Below are 16,551 nucleotides of genomic sequence, written 5' to 3' on the forward strand. Positions count from 1 at the left end.
GACTGTTTCCCCGGCGTCACCGACGGGTGGGCTGGCGTTACCTTAACCGATGCATCGGGGTGAGCGCCCTCATCGTGTGAGCAAGTGATGTAGTGAACGCTCGTAAGGTGTCCGAACGGCCGATTCGTAACCAGCCTTTTACCCGAGTGGAGCGCTCACGCGGGCCTCGAGTAATTAGGTGCCGCTATCCGGGTCTGGCACCATCGCAGGCGTGTTCCCCTCCATGCCGCAGGAAGACCCCTGGGAGCCCGACGCCTCGCGCGAGATCGCGCGCTCAGGCCCGGGCCGACCACCAGCCGGTTTCTACGGCGCGGTGCCCGATGCCGAGCCCCCCGCGGGCGCCGAGCCGGACGCCGAGGACGAGGAGGAGTTCGAGGAGATCCAGGTCGTCCCGGTCCGGCGGCAGCTGTCGCTGGCCATCGCCGGGTTCGCGGCCCTTCTCGGCCTCGGTCTCGCGCTGGGCGCCCAGACGTCGGCGCCCGACTACCGCTGGCCGTACGCGATCGTCCTCTTCGGCGTGCAGCTCCTCTATCTATTGGCCTGGATCATGGCGCTGCACCCGCCGTCGGTCTGGGCGACGGCCGGCGTCTGCGTGGCGGTCGCGGTGGTGGCCGACTACTTCGCGGTGTCGACGACTCCGGCCGGGCTGTTCCCGCTCGTACTGATCACCCTGGGCGGCTTCGTCGCGGCCGTGGTCGGGCAGTTGTTCCGGGCGGTGGACCGCAAACGGGTCACCGATTCCTGGCGGACCACCCTGGTGATCGTGGCCGGCGTGGTGGCGTACGCCATCCCGGTCCTGCTCACCCGGCAGACCGTCGGCACCCAGACGATCGTGGTCTGCGCCGCCGGCGCGGGCGTGGCGCTGCTGGTCGCCCGGGCCACCGACGCGATCTTCCCGAAGCCGCGGATCGCGCCGCAGGTGCCGCGGGGCGCGACCGGCGTGGTGCTCGGCGCGATGCTCGGCACGCTGGCGTCGGCCGCCCTGGGCAGCGTGCTGGTGCTGCCGTTCACGCCGGCCAAGGGCGCGGTGATCGGCCTGATCGCCGCGGTGATCGCCAACCTGGTCGACCTCGCGGTCAATTTCGGCGAGGCCGGGCGGCGGCTGGCCGGCGACGCGCCCACGTTGTGGCTGGCCCGGCACATGCAGGGCCCGCTCGGCGCGTTCGCGCTGACCGCTCCGGCGGCGTATGCGCTGACTCATTGGTACCTGCAGTAGTTTCGCCACCTATTGGTGGCGGGCATGTACGGTCCACCACAGTCGATGGATGGCGGGAGGCCCCGTGGCCGAGGTGTACGGCGAACGAGTCCGACCGCGACGGCGGTGGGGACGGCGCCTCTTGATCACACTCATCGTGCTGCTGCTGATCGTGGCGGGCCTGGCGGCGGTGGCCGACCGGGTCGGTAAGAACTACGCCGAGCGCATGATCAGCGACAAGGTGGCCGAGCAGGTCGCCAACCAGAAGGCGACCAGCGAGAAGCCGGACGTCACGGTCGAGGGCTTCCCCTTCCTGACCCAGGTCGCCCGCGGTCACTACGACGAGATCAAGATCGGGCTGGCCAACTTCTCCGGCCCGGCGGGCAACGACCGCACGATCAAGATGAAGCTTCTGGACGTACGCGCCAAGGACGTCGCCGCCCCGCTGGACACGATCCGCTCCGGCAACGGCAACATCGTGGCCGGTTCGGTGACCGGCTCCGGTTTGATCGACTATCCGCAGCTCGTCGAGCTGGTCGGCCAGCCGGGCGTGAAGCTGGCCGCCAAGAACGGCAAGCTGACCGGTACGGCGCCGGTGCAGGCGCTCGGCCAGACCTTCACCGTGACCGGCACCGCGGCGTTCACGGTGAAGAGCGGAAACGTGGTCCAGGTGCGTTTCAGCGATGTGACGGCCGAGGGTCTGCCGGACAACGCGCTCGTCAAGGGCCTGATCAACTCGTACGTCAATAAGTTGGCATTTGATCTTCGGGTTCCGGCGCTGCCGCTCAAACTCACCGTTCAGAAGGTCGAACCGACCGCCGAGGGCCTTCGGGTGACGGCCGGCGCGTCGGACGTGGCGCTCAACTCGAGTGGCCTGTGACCCCCGACTCGATCCCGGATGGTGGTCGAGGCTGTTCCGTGGTCTGGAACCGCTGGTAGGGTCCAATCTCATGAGCCCCTTGCTCACGAAAAGGCGCGCGGTCGACCTGTGCCGCGTGGCCGCGTGCCTGTGTTGCCCCGTCATCTGACGGGGCCACTGTGCTGAGCAATTCTTAGCTCCTTCCCATCGCCCGGCAGTGGCGCCGTCGCACAAGCCCGAGTCCCAACTTTCCATGGGTCCCGCGCGGGGTGCGACAGAACCCTCGTGCGCTGACTCTCCCCCATCTCTCACCTCACCAAGGGAGTGAACCGATGAGTCGCGACACCGCACTCGTTTCGGCCGACTGGGCCGAGAAGAACCTCGACGCCGCGGGCGTTGTCTTCGTCGAGGTCGACGAGGACACCACCGCCTACGACGGTGGCCACATCCCCGGCGCCGTCAAGATCGACTGGAAGCAGGACCTCCAGGACCCGGTCCGCCGGGACTTCGTCAACCAGGAGCAGTTCTCCGCCCTGCTCTCCGAGCGTGGCATCGGCAACGACGACAAGGTCGTGCTCTACGGCGGCAACAACAACTGGTTCGCCGCGTACGCGTACTGGTACTTCAAGCTCTACGGCCACCGGGACGTCGTGCTGCTCGACGGCGGCCGCAAGAAGTGGGAGCTCGACGCCCGTCCGTATTCGAAGGACGTGCCGACCCGCGCCAAGGCCAGCTACCAGGCCGCCGCGCCCGACCTGTCGATCCGCGCGTTCCGTGACGAGGTCGTCCAGGCCATCGGCGTGAAGAACCTGGTCGACGTGCGCAGCCCCGACGAGTTCGCCGGTCGGCTGCTCGCCCCGGCGCACCTGCCGCAGGAGCAGTCCCAGCGGGCCGGCCACATCCCCACGGCGCTCAGCGTGCCGTGGAGCAAGGCCGCCAACGAGGACGGCACCTTCAAGTCCGACGAGGAGCTCGGCAAGATCTACGGCGAGGCCGGCCTCGACGGCAGCAAGGACACCATCGCGTACTGCCGGATCGGCGAGCGCTCCTCGCACACCTGGTTCGTGCTCAAGGAGCTGCTCGGCCAGCAGAACGTGAAGAACTACGACGGTTCGTGGACCGAGTACGGCTCGCTCATCGGTGTGCCGATCGCGCTCGGCGACGAACCCGGAAAGGCGTGACCATGACGTCTCCGAACATCGCGGCCGGTTGTGCCGCCCCCGACCAGTCCGCTCCCCTCCCCGCGAGCGTCGACCTGGAGAAGGAAACCGTCATCACCGGCATCGTGAGCAACGCCGACGGCGAGGCGGTGGGCGGCGGTTACGTTCGCCTGCTCGACTCGTCCGGTGAGTTCACCGCCGAGGTCGTCACCTCGCCCGAGGGCGTGTTCCGGTTCTTCGCCGCACCGGGGTCCTGGACCCTGCGGGCGCTGAGCCGGGCCGGCAACGGTGAGCTGACGATCGACGTCACCCGTGGCGTCAACGAGGTCGCGCTCAGCGTGGCCGCCGCCTGACCCGCGCTCTGTAAGAAAGGGCGGGACCCGATCGGGTCCCGCCCTTTCTATGTCGTCGAGCCGCCGCCGCCGACGACCACCGCGTCGGCCGGCACCTCGGGCCGGCGCCGGGCCAGCCGCCGGACACCCGTGTTCAGCACCGCGATCAGCGGCACCGCCACCAGCGCGCCGATGATGCCGGCCAGGGTGGCCCCGCACGCGATCCCGATGATCACGACGAGCGGGTGGATGGCCACCGCCCGGCCCATGATCAGCGGCTGGAGCACGTGCCCCTCCACCTGCTGCACCAGGATCACCGCGCCCAGCACCACCAGCGCGATCACCCAGCCCTGATCGACCAGCGCGACCAGCACCGCCACCGCGCCCGACACGCTCGCCCCGACGATCGGGATGAACGCGCCCAGGAACACCAGGGCGGCCAGCGGGAACGCGAACGGCACGTGCAGGATCACCAGCGCGATGCCGACGCCGACCGCATCTATGAACGCCACCAGCACGGTCGCCCGCACATAGGCGCTCAGCGTCACCCAGGACGCGTCGCCGGCGTCGGCCAGCGACCAGCGCGCGTTCAGCGGGAACAGCCGGACGATGAACCGCCAGATCTTGCGTCCGTCGCGCAGGAAGAAGAACAGCGAGAACAGCACCAGCAGCATGCCGGCCACCACCTCGAACAGGGTGGCGGCGGTCGCGATGCCGGTCGAGGTCAGCTGCGAGGTGTGCTCGTTGACCCAGGTCTGACCCTGGTCGATCGCCTTGTTGACCTGGTCGTCGGACAGGTGCAGCGGGCCGGTCCGGGCCCAGTCCTGGATCTGCCGGATGCCGTCGCTGGCCTTCGCGGTCAGCTCGGACACCCCGTCGACGAACTGGCTGATCACCAGGGTGAGCGTGCCGGCCACCGCGCCGAGCCCGCAGATCAGCACCAGGAAGGTGGCCAGCGACCGGGGCAGGTGCAGCTTGAGCAGCCAGGTCACGGCCGGCGCCAGCAGGGCCGAGAGCAGCAGGGCGATGGCCAGCGGCACCACCACGATGCTGACGATCGCGACGAAGTGCAGCAGCGCCCAGCCGATCACGCCGACCACGATCAGCCGCCAGCTCCAGGCGGCCGCGATCCGCAGCGAATGCGGCACCTCGGCGTCGTCCCGGCTGGTCGTCGAGTCGTGCACCGCTTCGTATTCGCGCGGCGGCGGCTTGAAATCGTCGTCGATGGTCGGCCCATCGACCGCCACCTCGTCGGCCCGGGCCTGGCGCACCGATTCACGTCCCGAGTCATAGGCCTTGCGCAAGTTGTTCCGGACACGCTGCAGGCGGCTCAACCGGCCAACCCCCCTTGCCGTAACGGCACCAAAGCGGCACGCCGTACCACCGTAGTAGCCGGGCGCCCCAAAGTTCCCTCCCGCACCGCGGGCAAAACCATCCGGACCGGCTCGCAGGCGGCCGGAATGCCCGGCGTACCGTCAGCAGGCGTGAGCACGGACACCCGTACCGAGGCCGGACTCCCGATCCGGATGCTGCACGATCGCGTGCTGGTTCGTCAGGACGGCGGCGAGGGCGAGCGGCGATCCAGCGCCGGCATCGTCATCCCGGCCACCGCATCCGTCGGCCGGCGGCTGTCCTGGGCGACGGCGGTGGGCGTCGGGCCCAACGTGCGGTCGATCGTGGTGGGCGATCGGGTCCTCTTCGACCCCGACGACCGTTCCGAGGTGGAGCTGCACGGCCGCGGTTACGTCCTGCTCCGCGAGCGCGATGTGCATGCGGTCGCGGCGAGCCGCGTCGAGCCGGACGGCACCGGCCTCTACCTCTGATCAGGCCAGCCGCTGGGTGCCTCCGCTTGCGGTGGCTGCCACGCGAGCTGCGGCGATTGCGGGTGTACGGGCGGGGCCGCGGCCGGATAGCTCGGGTAGCTCGGCGGGGTGGGATAGCCGCGGTATCCGCCGTAGCTCGGCCGGCCGTAGCCGGGGACCGGCGGGTAGGCCGGCGGCGCGGAATACGGCTGCTGGCCGTAGCCGTACGGCGTGGCGGCGTAGGGGTTGTAGGCGGGTGCCATCCGGACCGGGACCGGCACCACCGGGCTCTCCGGCGGCGCGACCGTCCGGGCCACGCCGTCCGGGAACATCAGCTGGTAGTTGACGCCGTCCCAGAAGGCCGGCGGCGTGGCCGGGTCCTTCGCGGTGAACGCCGCCCGGTAGGTGTGCAGGTCGGTGAGCAGCCGGTGCTCCTCCGCCAGGTCCTGATAGCGGCCCATCGGGGTCGCGTGCAGCCCGCGCTGCATGCCGTCGCGCAGCAGGGCCAACTGGGTCGCGGCGAACTGGAAGTTACGCATCGCCTTGGCGCCCAACGGACCGGCCACCCGGCTCGCCCACTGCCGGGCCGAGTGCCGCCGGCCGAGGCTGCCCAGCGCCGCCACCTCGGGCGGCGAGAACCAGCCGGTGCGCACATAGAGCGGCAGAACCCGCTCGGTGAGCCGGCCCTCCCAGGAGCGCAGCGCGATCGCGAAGCCGACCACGGCGAAGAAGAACGGCACCATGAAGCCGAGATAGCCGTACAGCATGATCAGCGGCTGGCCGAGGCTCACCGAGAGCGTCGGCAGCAGGTTGAACGTGCCGTGCAGGATCATCGCCAGCAGCAGGCCGGCGATCGGCGCGAGCCAGCGCACCCGGCGGTCGCCGGAGCGGGCCGAGATGCCGAGGCCGATGCCGGTCATCGAGGTGAAGAGCGGGTGCGCGAAGCCGGTGAACAGGATCCGCACGATGAAGATCAGGAACAGGTTTTGCAGGCCGGTCGCCGGACCGTACTCCTCGACGCCCGTCGCATACCCGTGTTTGCCGAGGTAGAGGATGTTTTCCACCATGGCGAAGCCGATCGCCGACATGCCGCAGTAGACGATGCCGTCGGTGATGCCGGACCACTCGGCCCGGCGGCGCCAGCTCAGCAGCACCGGCCCGAGCGCCTTCATCGACTCCTCGATGAACGGCGCCACCAGCACCGCCACCAGGGCGTCCGGCAGGCCCCACTTGTCGAACCAGATCGAGGCGAACGTGTTGACCACCAGCGCGACCCCGGTGGCGACCGCGGCACCCCAGCCGAAGCAGAAGGCCAGGTAGCGGATCGGCTCGGGTTCGTAGCGGTCGAGCCACATGAAGCTCGCCACCAGCAGCGGGACCGGCAGGACGGCGGCGGTCAGGCCGACCGCGAGGCCGGCGATGCCGATGTCGACGCCGAGGAAGAACAGCATGGCGACGGCGGCCAGGCCGAGGCCGCTGATCACCAGGGCCATCGGCAGCCAGCGCTGCCAGCCGGTCTTGCGGCCGACCGGGACGAACACCGGGATCCCGCCGGGCGGCACGACGTCGGGCGAGGGCGGCGGCGCGTACGCCACGGCGTAAGGGTCGGGCGGCCCGCCCGGCGAAACGTCGGCCATGTCAGCCAGCGTAGTCACCCCGGGCGGAGCGGGCGCCCCCGCAGCGACGCTCGGCGATCAAGAGCAGGTCAGGCGTGCCCTGGAGCCGGTGGGCGGCGGCCCGGGCGGCGAGTGACCCGCGGGCGGTTGTGCCAGCCGGCCGCGCGCCGGACCAGCCGGGGCGCCTCGGCGAAGTCGACCCCGGCCGCGCGCAGCAGGTCGGTCGCGGTGCTGCGGACCTGGGCCACCACCACCCCACCGGAGAAGCCGACCCCCTCGTCGTACGCCTTGGCGACCTCGGTGACCGCGCGCAGGGCCCGCTCCCGCGCCGCGAGCGGCTCCGCGCCCTTGGCCCACTCCGCGCGCAGCAGGTCGACGGCGTCACCGAGCAGCCCGACCGCGGTGGCCAGCACCGTGGGCAGCGGCTCCTCGTCGCTGAGCGCCGTGCCGACCCGCCGGATCAGCACCCGGACGTTCCGCAGCGCGTAGGTGACCTCCTTGGCGCCGTCGACGTACTGCGCGAGGGCGCCCCGGCTCCGCCACCGGGCCGGTGCGAAGGCGACGTTCTCGCTGGCCGCGGTGCCGGCCGCGGCGAACGCGGCGAACGTGGTCTCGGCGGCGCGCAACCGGGCCAGCGCCACTCCGATCGCGTCCGGGTCGCGGTCGGCCAGCGCGGCCGCGACCTCGTGCAGGCCGTCGGCGAGCGCCCGCAGCGCCGGCTCGGCGGCCCGCTTCACCACGCTGAGCGGGTTGAGCGGCAGCAGCACGGTCATCACGACCAGGCCCACGCCGCCGCCGACCAGCGCGTCGAAGAAACGGGTCCAGGGCAGGCTGGTGGTGCTGGTCAGGGTGGCGACCAGGACGGCCGAGGAGGCCGACTGCACGACCAGCGGGGTGCCGCCCCCGACCGCGGTGGCGACCAGGATGGCGAGCAGCACGACCAGGCCGATCTGCCACGGGCCGGTGCCGATCAGCAGGATCAGCGCGTCGCCGATGCCGATGCCGATCGCGACGCCGACCACCAGTTCGATCGTGCGGCGGGCACGCTGGCCCACCGAGGAGGCGAGCGTGATGACCGCGGCGATCGGCGCGAAGAACGGCACCGTGCGGCCGATGACGTCGTGCGCGACGAACCAGGCCAGCGCCGCGGCCACGCCGGCCTGCACGGCCAGCATCAGGCCGCCGCGCACCCGGTGCAGACCGGCGGCCAGCCCGGTGCGAGACCCGGTAGCGAGCCGGGCCAGTGCGGACGTCATGGTCACGACCCTACTGATCGCGCGTGCCACGATTGGCGCACGTGACCGCCTGCACCGAGCGGCAGCTCCGTAAGCTGCGGTCCCAGGCCGCAGGCGAGGGCCAGAAGGGCACGTACAAGGAGACGCAGTGACCTCTCTCGTGGATGAGTTTCGGGCAGCGGCCAGGCAAGCCGGTGCGGGCGCGGATGACGCCGATCTGGACGCCGCCGGTGAATATCTGCTTTCCCGCTGGGCGGAGCCGCAACGGCATTACCACACGGTGGCGCACCTGTCGGCGGTGCTCGATGTGGTCGGCCGGTATGCCGAGCTGGCGCCGCACCCGGAGCGGGTGCTGCTGGCGGCCTGGATGCACGACGCGGTCTACGACCCGCGGGCGCTCGGCGACGCCAACGAACGGGACAGCGCCGAGTTCGCCGGCGGCCTGCTCGCCACCCTCGGCGTCCCGGACGAGGTGGCCTCGGACGTGGCCCGGCTGGTCGGGCTGACCGCGGGGCACGCGACCGGCGACGACGACCCGGACGGCGAACTGCTCTGCGACGCCGACCTGGCCATCCTGGCCAGTGACGACGAGGCGTACGCGGCGTACACCGCGGCGATCCGGCGGGAGTACGCGCACGTGCCCGACGACGCGTTCAAGGACGGCCGGGCCCAGGTCCTCAAGGCGTTGCTGGAGCTTCCGACGATCTACCGTCTCGAGCCGCTGCGCGCGCAGTGGGAATCGAAGGCGCGGGCGAACCTGGAACGGGAGCTGAGCGGCTGAGGTGCTTCGGGCGGCGCAGACCCGCTGCCCGGAGCCGGAAGGCCAGCTCACGGGACGGCAGCAGGGTCGCCCCGAGCCAGAGCGCGCTGCGGAACCGCTGCTCCGGGATGTCGTAGTGGTCCCGGTCGAAGGCGCGCCGCGGCGCGCCCAGCATCTCGGCGAACGCGTGCAACTCCGCGTAGGACAGGTCGCTGACCAGATGCGACCACCGCCGCCCGCGGGCCGGCCAGAGCGGCTCGTCGACGAGGATCAAAGGTCGATCTGCAGCAGGTCGACCCCGCGGTCGGCGGCGAAGCCACGGACGTCCGGCACGCCGATCCGGGCCGCGTCCGCGGTCAGGTCGTCGGGCATGGTCTGCGACTGCCGCTCGGCCGCCACCCGGGCCAGGTAGTGCTCGACCTCCCGCTCGCGCACCGCCTTGTCCCAGCCCAGCGCGTTGCCCATGATCTCGGCGGCGTGGGCGGCCGACTCGGTGCCCCGATGCGCGGTCTCGATCGAGATCCGGGTGCGGCGGGTGAGCACGTCGTCGAGGTGCAGGGCGCCCTCGGCGAGCGCCGCGTAGGCGATCTCGGCGGCCAGGTATTCCGGAGCGCCGGTGAGCGGGGTGGCCAGCGCCGGATCGGCCTCGATCATCGCGAGGAGGTGCACGGTCAGGGTTCCGTACCGCTCAAGCAGATGCTCGACCACCCCGGCGGTGACGCCGTGCCGCCTAGCCGTGTCCTGTCGATCCCGCCAGGCGGCGGCGTAGCCGTCCGCGCCGAGCAGCGGAAGCTGATCGGTGCGCGACGGGCGTGCCGACGCACCCAGCCGCCGCACCGCCCGGTCGATGACGTCGGCGGCCATCACCCGATAGGTCGTGTATTTACCGCCGGCCACCAGCAGCAGGCCGAGCATCGGCTCGAACACGGCGTGCTCGCGGGACAGCTTGGAGGTGGAGTCGGCCTCGCCGGAGAGCAGCGGCCGCAGGCCGGCGTAGACGCCCTCGATGTCATCGGTGGTCAGCGGCCGGTCGAGCACGGTGTTGACCTGGTCGAGGAGGTAGCGGATGTCGCGCGCGGACGCGGCCGGATGGGAGCGGTCGAGCTTCCAGTCGGTGTCGGTGGTGCCGATGATCCAATGCCCGCCCCACGGGATGACGAAGAGCACCGAGGTGGGGGTGCGCAGGATCAGGCCGGCGTCGCCGGTGATCGCCGAGCGGGGCACCACGAGGTGAACGCCCTTGGAGGCGCGCACCCGCAGGCCGGGGCGGACGCCGACGTCGCTGAGCATGCGCGACATGTCGTCGCTCCACACGCCGGTGGCGGCCACCACCGTGCGGGCCCGCACCTCGAACTCCGGCGAGTCGGGCGACTCCAGGTCGCGGACCCGGACGCCGACCACCTGGCGGGCCTCACGCACGAAGCCGACCACCCGGGCGCTGGTCACCACGGCGGCGCCGAGGCTGGCCGCGGTGCGGGCCAGGTTGACCACCAGCCGGGCGTCGTCGACCTGGCCGTCGTAGTAGCGGATCGCGCCGCTGATCGATTCGGCCCGCAGGCTCGGGAAGAGGTGCCGGGCACCGTCCCGGGTCAGGTGGCGGTGCAGCGGCATGCCCCGGCCGGTGCCGAAGATGCCGGCGAACGCGTCGTAGGCGGCCACGCCGAGGCCGTAGTAGCCGCGGTGCCAGACCCGGGCGGCCGGGTTGGCGGCGGGCAGCGGCACCAGGATCGGCACCGGGCGCACCAGGTGCGGCGCGAGCCGGGTGGAGAGCAGCCCGCGCTCGGTGAGGGCCTCGTGCACCAGGTGCAACTCGAGTTGCTCCAGGTAACGCAGGCCGCCGTGGATCAGCTTGCTGGACCGGCTGGAGGTGCCGGCGGCCAGGTCACGGGCCTCGACGAGGGCCACCTTGAGCCCGCGGGAGGCGGCGTCGAGGGCGGCACCGGCGCCGGTGACCCCACCGCCGATGACCAGGACGTCGAACTGCTCGTCACGGAGACGCCGAAGGTCACCGACCCGGCGGATCGGGGACAGTCGGCCGGCCGCGTAACGGGAGACGGAGGGATCGCGCACTCAACCAACGTAGCGCTAGCGGGTGTCACCCATGCGGAGGAAATATCCACCGGGCGTTCACCCGGGCACCGCGGGTAACGCTGTGGAGACGGTCCGATAGGTTCGGCGGTTGTGGACAGCGAGTTCTGGATCTCCGAGTTGACCGACGACGACCTGCCCGCCGTGATCACTCTGTGCCGGAGCGCGCTGGATGCGGCGGTCGGCGCCCGGGTCGAGCGGGTGTTCTTCCTGTACCGCAAACAACTCTGAAACGCCGCGCCACGCCCGACTCACTCCCTAGTCTCCGGATGTGGGGGCGCACCGGATAACTGCGGCCCTGGTAGTGGCGTTCGCGCTGCTGCTGGCGGCGACGACGTTCGCTACCCAGGCGACGGCGGCGTCCATCACCACGCCGTTCACCAGCCGGTTCGACGTCAACGCCAACGGGTCGATCCTGCTGCGCGGCAACAGCAACCTCACCTGCCCCACCGCCAACGCGAACTGCGGCCCGGCCCGGAACGCCTCCGGCGCGACGCTGAACAACAACGACTTCGCGATGGTCTACACCGACGCGGACGGCAGCTCGGCCACCTTCAACGACAGCACCGCGACGATCACCATGCCGCCGGGCAGCACCGTGCTCTTCGCCGGCCTCTACTGGGGTGCCAACTCGTCGGCGGCGACCCGCAACCAGGTCCTGCTCAGCACCCCGGCCGTTGCCGGGTGGCAGCCGGTGACCTCGTCCAGCCTCTACGCCAGCGGCGGCAACTATCAGGGCTTCGCCGACGTGACCGCGCTGATGGCCGGCAACGGGGTGTACGGGGTGGCGAACATCCAGGCGGCCGTCGGCGCCGGGCAGTACGCCGGGTGGGCGCTGGCCATCGCGTACCGGAATCCGGCCGAGGACATGCGCAGCCTGCGCATCTACGACGGGTTCGGCAAGATCGACTCGGGCACGCTGAACATTCCGATCACCGGCTTCGAGACGCCGCACGCCGGCACCGTGCACGCCAAGATCGGGACGGTCGCCTACGAGGGTGACCTCGGCACTCCCGGGGACAGCCTGCAGGTCGACGGCCAGGCCGTGCACGACACCGCCAACCTCGCCAACAACTTCTTCAACAGCACGGTGAGCGAGTCCGGCGGCCTGGTGACCGACCGGGACCCGGGCTATCCGAACACGCTCGGCTTCGACGTCGACCAGGTCGACGCGAGCGGCCTGTTCAGCAACGGCCAGTTGTCCACCACGCTGACCCTGACCACGGCCGGCGACGCCTACTACCCGGGCGTGCTCACGTTCAGCATCGATCTGTACGCCCCGAAGATCACCACGACCACGACCGGCACCGACGTGAACGGCGGGGATCTGCTGCCGGGCGACGTCCTGGAGTACCGGATCGCGGTCCGCAACGACGGCAGCGACACCGCCGACGACCTGGCGCTGGCCGACGCGGTGCCGCCGTACACCACCTATGTGCCCGGCTCGCTGACCGTGCGGGGCAGCGGCGTCACCGACGCGACCGGGGACGACGACGGCTGGTTCAGCGCGGGCACCGCCAACTGGAAACTGGGGAGCATCCCCTACCTGGGCACGGCGTACGTCACGTTCCGGGTGACCGTGGACGTCGGCGCCCCGGCCGGCTACGCGATCACCAACCTGGTGAATGTCAGCTACTCCGGGCACACCACCAGCGTCGCGGTCGCCGCGCTGGGCGGATCGGTGGCCACCCCGGTGCTGCAGCCACATGCCGACCGGGCCGCCACCCTGGCGGTCAGCCCGGCGTTCGTGCAGCGGGCGGCCACCCCGGCGACGGTCACCTACATGGCCACGGTCGCCAACGTGCCCGGCAGCGATCTCGAACCGGCCGCGAAGGCGGTGCTCACCCTGCCGGCCGGCATCACCCCCGGCACCCTGCCCGGCGGCTGCACCGCGGCCGGCCAGGAGATCACCTGCGCGCTCGGCCCGCTGATCGCCGGGAGCTCGGCGAGCGTGCCGATCCCGGCGCTGGTGGACAGCACCGCCGCGGCCGGCGCGGTCGCCTCGCTGGCCGCGGACGGCAGCGGCGCGGACGGCAGCGCCGGCAACGACACCGCCACCGCCACCCTCGCCGTCAACTCGCCGCCGGTCGCCGTCGCCGACACCGCCACCACGACCAACGGCGTTCCGGTGACCGTGCCGGTGCTCGACGACGACGCCGACCCGGACGATGCGCGGAACACCCTGACGGTGTCGATCACCGGCGGTCCCGCGCACGGCGCGGCCCTGGTCGAGGCCGACCAGTCGATCACCTACACGCCCGGCCTCGGGTGGGCCGGCGCCGACCCGCTGACCTACCGGGTGAGCGACCCGTACGGCGGCACGGCCACCGCGACCCTGACCGTGACCACCGCGAACGCCGGGCCGACCGCGGTCGACGACGCGCGGAGCACCTACTGGAACACGCCGGTCACGCTGGCCGTGCTCGGCAACGACTCGGACCCGAACCCGGCCGACACGCTCACCGTCACCGGGATCACCCAGCCGGCTCCTGCCGAGGGCGTCGTCACCTTTACCGGCAACTCGGTCACCTTCACGCCCACCTCGACGTTCCACGGGCGGACCTCGTTCGACTACACGATCACCGACGGCCGTGGCGGCACCGGCACCGCGACCGTCGTCGTCGACGTGGCCAACGCGCTGCCCACCGCCGCCGACGACGTGCTGACCGCGCCCGCCGGGGCGAACAGCCACCTGCTGCAGGTGCTGCTCAACGACTCCGACCCGAACGGCGACCACCTGACCGTCACCGGGGTGGGGGCGGCCGACCACGGCACGGTCGCCTACCTGCCGGGCGGTGTCCTCTACACGGCGCCGGCCGGCTTCGCCGGGGACGCGACCTTCACCTACACGATCGACGACGGCAACAGCGGCACCGCCCTGGCCACCGTCACGGTGACCGTGGCCAACGCGCCACCGGCCGCGCCGGACTTCCCGCTGACCACCGGCTACCGGGACGCGGTCACGATCGACCCGCTGCACTGGATCACCGATCCGAACGGCGACCCGCTGCGGATCTCCGGCACCACCGACCCGGCACACGGCCTGGTCACCCGGGAGACGACCGGCGAGCTCACCTACCTCCCCGACGTCGCGTTCTCCGGGACGGACACCTTCACCTACACGATCGACGACGGCAAGGGCGGCACCGACACCGGGACCGTCACCGTCGTCGTGGCCAACGGGGTGGCGGTGGCCAGGGCCGACGCCGCCACCGCGGCCGGTGGCACCCCGGTGGTGATCGCCGTGCTGGCCAACGACGACGACGATCCGAACGGCGATCCGCTCACCGTCACCGTCGACTCGCCGCCCACCCACGGGTCCACGGCGGTCGGCGCCGACCGGCGGATCACCTACTCCCCGGCGATCGGCTGGTTCGGCGCGGACACGTTCCACTACCGGCTCGACGACGGGCACGGCGGCATCGTCGGCGCGACGGTGACGGTCACCGCGGTGAACACGGCGCCGGTGGCTCGGCCCGACACGGTCACCACCGACACCAACACGGCCGTGATGGTCACGCCGGCGTCGAACGACAGCGACCCGAACCATGATCCGATCTCGCTGGACGTGGTGGGCACCGGTGGGCACGGCACGGTCGTCGACAACCACGACGGCACGCTCACCTACACCCCGGCCACCGGCTTCTACGGCGTCGACTCGTTCCTCTACTCGATCCGCGATCCGGCCGGGCTCACCGCATCGGCGATCGTCACGGTGACCGTGCGCAACGCACCGCCGGTCGCCGCCGATGACACCTTCCGGGTGCGGCCGGACGTGCCAACCCCGCTCGACCTGCTGGCCAACGACTCCGACCCGAACACCGGGCAGCACCTCAGCGTGGCCTCGGCCGGGCCGGTCGCCAAGGGCACCCGGGCGATCGCCGCCGACGGGACGGTCGTCTACCGGGCCGCGGCCGGCAGCATCGGCCCGGACGGCTTCACCTACGTGCTCACCGACGACCTCGGCCGCTCCGACACCGCCGACGTCACGATCACCATCGACGGGCGGCCCCGGGCCGTCGACGACACCGCCACCACCGGCTCGGCGGCACCGGTGGACATCCCGGTCCTCGGCAACGACAGCGACCCGGAGGCCCAGACGCTCACCGTCACCGCGGTCACCGACCCGGGTGGCGGCATCGCGCTGATCAACCCGGACGGCACCGTCGGCTATGTCCCGGACAACGGCTTCTTCGGCACCGACACCTTCGGCTACACCATCCGCGACCCGATCGGTAACACCGCGTCCGCGCAGGTCAGCGTCCAGGTGGCGAACGCCGCGCCGGAGGCCCGGCCGGACCAGGCGGCGGGGCTCGGCGACCGGACCCTGGTGGTGGACGTGCTCGCCAACGACGACGACCCGAACCCGGGGCAGACGCTGACCATCGAGTCGGTGGGCACGCCGGCGCACGGTACCGCGACCATTTCTACCAACAAAGTTCGCTTTATCCCGAAAGATGGCTGGACCGGGCGCGACAACTTCCCGTACCGGATCAACGACGGCCACGGCGGGGTCTCCGCCTCGACCGTCACGGTCCTGATCAGCGACGGCACCCCGGTCGCGGTGGCCGACCGGGCGAGCACCCCGTACCGCACACCGATCACCGTCAAGGTGCTGGCCAACGATCTCGACCCGGCCGGCACCCTGACCATCGTGTCGGTCACCGCCCCCGACAACGGGACGACCAGCTCCACCGCCGACACCGTCACCTACACACCGCCGGACGGCTTCGGCGGGGTCGCCACCTTCAGCTACGACGCCCGCGACGACAACGGGCACCGCACCAGCGCCGAGGTCACCGTGGCGGTCGGCGCACCGCCCCGGGTGCCGGACCGGGCCGCGACCGCCGCGCCGGGCGGCTCGGTCAAGGTGCCGCTGCCGCGCACCGAGCAGGGCGGCCGCCCGGTCACCGTGATCACGGTCGGCAAGCCGGTGCACGGCACCGCGACGCTGAACGCGGACGGGACGGTCACCTATACCCCCGAACCGGGCTTCACCGGCGTGGACACCTTCACCTACGACGCCGTCGACGCGGACGGCAACGTGGCCACCGCCTCGGTCATCGTCACCGTGACCGAGCCGCCGATCGCCAACCAGCCACCGATCGCGGACGCCGACACGGTCACCATGGCGGCCGGCGACACCGTCGAACTGCGACCCACGCTCAACGACAGCGACCCGGACGGCGACCCGGTCACCATCGTCAAGCTCGGCAAGGCCGAGCACGGCTCGATCCGGGCCGGCGCCCACGACACCGTGCTCTACCAGACCGATCAGGACGGCGAGGACGTCTTCGACTACACGATCGCGGACGGGCGCGGCGGCCTGGCCACGACGACGGTGACGATCCACGTCCGGGAACTGGCCACCCTGCCGATCACCGGGAGCGACGCTCTGGTCCTGCTCCGGGCCGGCCTACTCGCGATCGCCGTCGGCGGGGTCATCTACTGGGTAGGCCTGCCCGGACGGCCCAGACCTCAGAAAGCCTGACTTTTACGGTTAC

General features: G+C 71.6%; 14 protein-coding genes. 9 read left to right on the forward strand and 5 right to left on the reverse strand.

Going from position 1 to position 16,551, the window contains the following annotated elements; translation table 11 throughout:
- Positions 1-223 precede the first annotated feature (223 nt).
- The 5 genes from Adu01nite_RS05450 (at position 224) to Adu01nite_RS05465 (ending at position 3,567) form a co-directional block, all read left to right on the forward strand.
- On the forward strand, positions 224-1,216 hold the full coding sequence (locus tag Adu01nite_RS05450; protein WP_203725457.1) for a hypothetical protein: 993 nt from the start codon (positions 224-226) through the stop codon (positions 1,214-1,216).
- A gap of 121 nt (positions 1,217-1,337) precedes the next feature.
- Positions 1,338-2,075, forward strand: a complete 738-nt coding sequence (locus Adu01nite_RS05455) for an LmeA family phospholipid-binding protein (RefSeq protein ID WP_239132155.1) — start codon at positions 1,338-1,340, stop codon at positions 2,073-2,075.
- Positions 2,076-2,145: 70 nt separating this feature from the next.
- Positions 2,146-2,223 carry an Ms5788A family Cys-rich leader peptide gene (locus Adu01nite_RS48810; RefSeq protein ID WP_369076807.1) on the forward strand — a complete coding sequence of 26 codons (78 nt, stop codon included), beginning with the start codon at positions 2,146-2,148 and terminating at the stop codon, positions 2,221-2,223.
- 163 nt (positions 2,224-2,386) lie between these two features.
- Positions 2,387-3,235 carry a sulfurtransferase gene (locus tag Adu01nite_RS05460; protein ID WP_203725404.1) on the forward strand — a complete coding sequence of 283 codons (849 nt, stop codon included), beginning with the start codon at positions 2,387-2,389 and terminating at the stop codon, positions 3,233-3,235.
- 2 nt (positions 3,236-3,237) lie between these two features.
- Positions 3,238-3,567: a DUF1416 domain-containing protein gene (locus tag Adu01nite_RS05465; RefSeq protein WP_203725405.1), complete on the forward strand. Its 330-nt coding sequence runs from the start codon at positions 3,238-3,240 to the stop codon at positions 3,565-3,567.
- Positions 3,568-3,614: 47 nt separating this feature from the next.
- Here Adu01nite_RS05465 and Adu01nite_RS05470 read toward each other — a convergent pair whose 3' ends face one another.
- Positions 3,615-4,871, reverse strand: a complete 1,257-nt coding sequence (locus Adu01nite_RS05470; protein ID WP_203725458.1) for an AI-2E family transporter — start codon at positions 4,869-4,871, stop codon at positions 3,615-3,617.
- 135 nt (positions 4,872-5,006) lie between these two features.
- On the opposite strand from Adu01nite_RS05470, the gene Adu01nite_RS05475 reads away from it, so the two are divergent.
- The gene (locus Adu01nite_RS05475; protein WP_203725406.1) at positions 5,007-5,369 is read left to right on the forward strand and encodes a GroES family chaperonin; all 363 of its coding nucleotides are present in this window, start codon (positions 5,007-5,009) and stop codon (positions 5,367-5,369) included.
- Here the strand turns inward: Adu01nite_RS05475 and Adu01nite_RS05480 are convergent.
- Positions 5,360-6,985: a PrsW family intramembrane metalloprotease gene (locus Adu01nite_RS05480; RefSeq protein ID WP_203725407.1), complete on the reverse strand. Its 1,626-nt coding sequence runs from the start codon at positions 6,983-6,985 to the stop codon at positions 5,360-5,362. The two genes, Adu01nite_RS05475 and Adu01nite_RS05480, sit on opposite strands and share 10 nt — an antisense overlap.
- Positions 6,986-7,053: 68 nt before the next feature.
- Positions 7,054-8,220: an FUSC family protein gene (locus tag Adu01nite_RS05485; protein WP_203725408.1), complete on the reverse strand. Its 1,167-nt coding sequence runs from the start codon at positions 8,218-8,220 to the stop codon at positions 7,054-7,056.
- Positions 8,221-8,347: 127 nt separating this feature from the next.
- Between Adu01nite_RS05485 and Adu01nite_RS05490 the strand changes: the two genes are divergently transcribed.
- Positions 8,348-8,980 carry an HD domain-containing protein gene (locus Adu01nite_RS05490; RefSeq protein WP_203725409.1) on the forward strand — a complete coding sequence of 211 codons (633 nt, stop codon included), beginning with the start codon at positions 8,348-8,350 and terminating at the stop codon, positions 8,978-8,980.
- Here the strand turns inward: Adu01nite_RS05490 and Adu01nite_RS05495 are convergent.
- The gene (locus Adu01nite_RS05495) at positions 8,877-9,233 is read right to left on the reverse strand and encodes a DUF4031 domain-containing protein (RefSeq protein ID WP_379130637.1); all 357 of its coding nucleotides are present in this window, start codon (positions 9,231-9,233) and stop codon (positions 8,877-8,879) included. The genes Adu01nite_RS05490 and Adu01nite_RS05495 overlap by 104 nt on opposite strands.
- Positions 9,230-11,029 (reverse strand): glycerol-3-phosphate dehydrogenase/oxidase, encoded by a 1,800-nt coding sequence (locus Adu01nite_RS05500; RefSeq protein WP_203725410.1) that lies wholly within the window; start codon positions 11,027-11,029, stop codon positions 9,230-9,232. The genes Adu01nite_RS05495 and Adu01nite_RS05500 overlap by 4 nt, the downstream gene beginning before the upstream one ends.
- Positions 11,030-11,140: 111 nt before the next feature.
- On the opposite strand from Adu01nite_RS05500, the gene Adu01nite_RS05505 reads away from it, so the two are divergent.
- Together Adu01nite_RS05505 and Adu01nite_RS05510 are read left to right on the forward strand one after the other, a co-directional pair.
- Entirely contained in the window at positions 11,141-11,278 is a 138-nt protein-coding gene (locus Adu01nite_RS05505; RefSeq protein ID WP_203725411.1) for a hypothetical protein, read from the forward strand.
- A gap of 40 nt (positions 11,279-11,318) precedes the next feature.
- A complete protein-coding gene (locus Adu01nite_RS05510; protein ID WP_203725412.1) occupies positions 11,319-16,538 on the forward strand; it encodes an Ig-like domain-containing protein in 5,220 nt (1,739 codons plus the stop codon).
- The last annotated feature ends 13 nt before the right edge of the window (positions 16,539-16,551 follow it).

Origin of the sequence: Paractinoplanes durhamensis, assembly GCF_016862175.1 — a bacterium.
Lineage (GTDB): Bacteria > Actinomycetota > Actinomycetes > Mycobacteriales > Micromonosporaceae > Actinoplanes > Actinoplanes durhamensis.

Bases quoted from the DNA above. Each gene is read 5' to 3' on its own strand.
- Adu01nite_RS05450 (WP_203725457.1), top strand. From the start codon at position 224: ATGCCGCAGGAAGACCCCTGGGAGCCCGACGCCTCGCGCGAGATCGCG.
- Adu01nite_RS48810 (WP_369076807.1), top strand. From the start codon at position 2,146: ATGAGCCCCTTGCTCACGAAAAGGCGCGCGGTCGACCTGTGCCGCGTG.
- Adu01nite_RS05460 (WP_203725404.1), top strand. From the start codon at position 2,387: ATGAGTCGCGACACCGCACTCGTTTCGGCCGACTGGGCCGAGAAGAAC.
- Adu01nite_RS05465 (WP_203725405.1), top strand. From the start codon at position 3,238: ATGACGTCTCCGAACATCGCGGCCGGTTGTGCCGCCCCCGACCAGTCC.
- Adu01nite_RS05475 (WP_203725406.1), top strand. From the start codon at position 5,007: ATGCCCGGCGTACCGTCAGCAGGCGTGAGCACGGACACCCGTACCGAG.
- Adu01nite_RS05480 (WP_203725407.1), bottom strand. From the start codon at position 6,985: ATGGCCGACGTTTCGCCGGGCGGGCCGCCCGACCCTTACGCCGTGGCG.
- Adu01nite_RS05485 (WP_203725408.1), bottom strand. From the start codon at position 8,220: ATGACGTCCGCACTGGCCCGGCTCGCTACCGGGTCTCGCACCGGGCTG.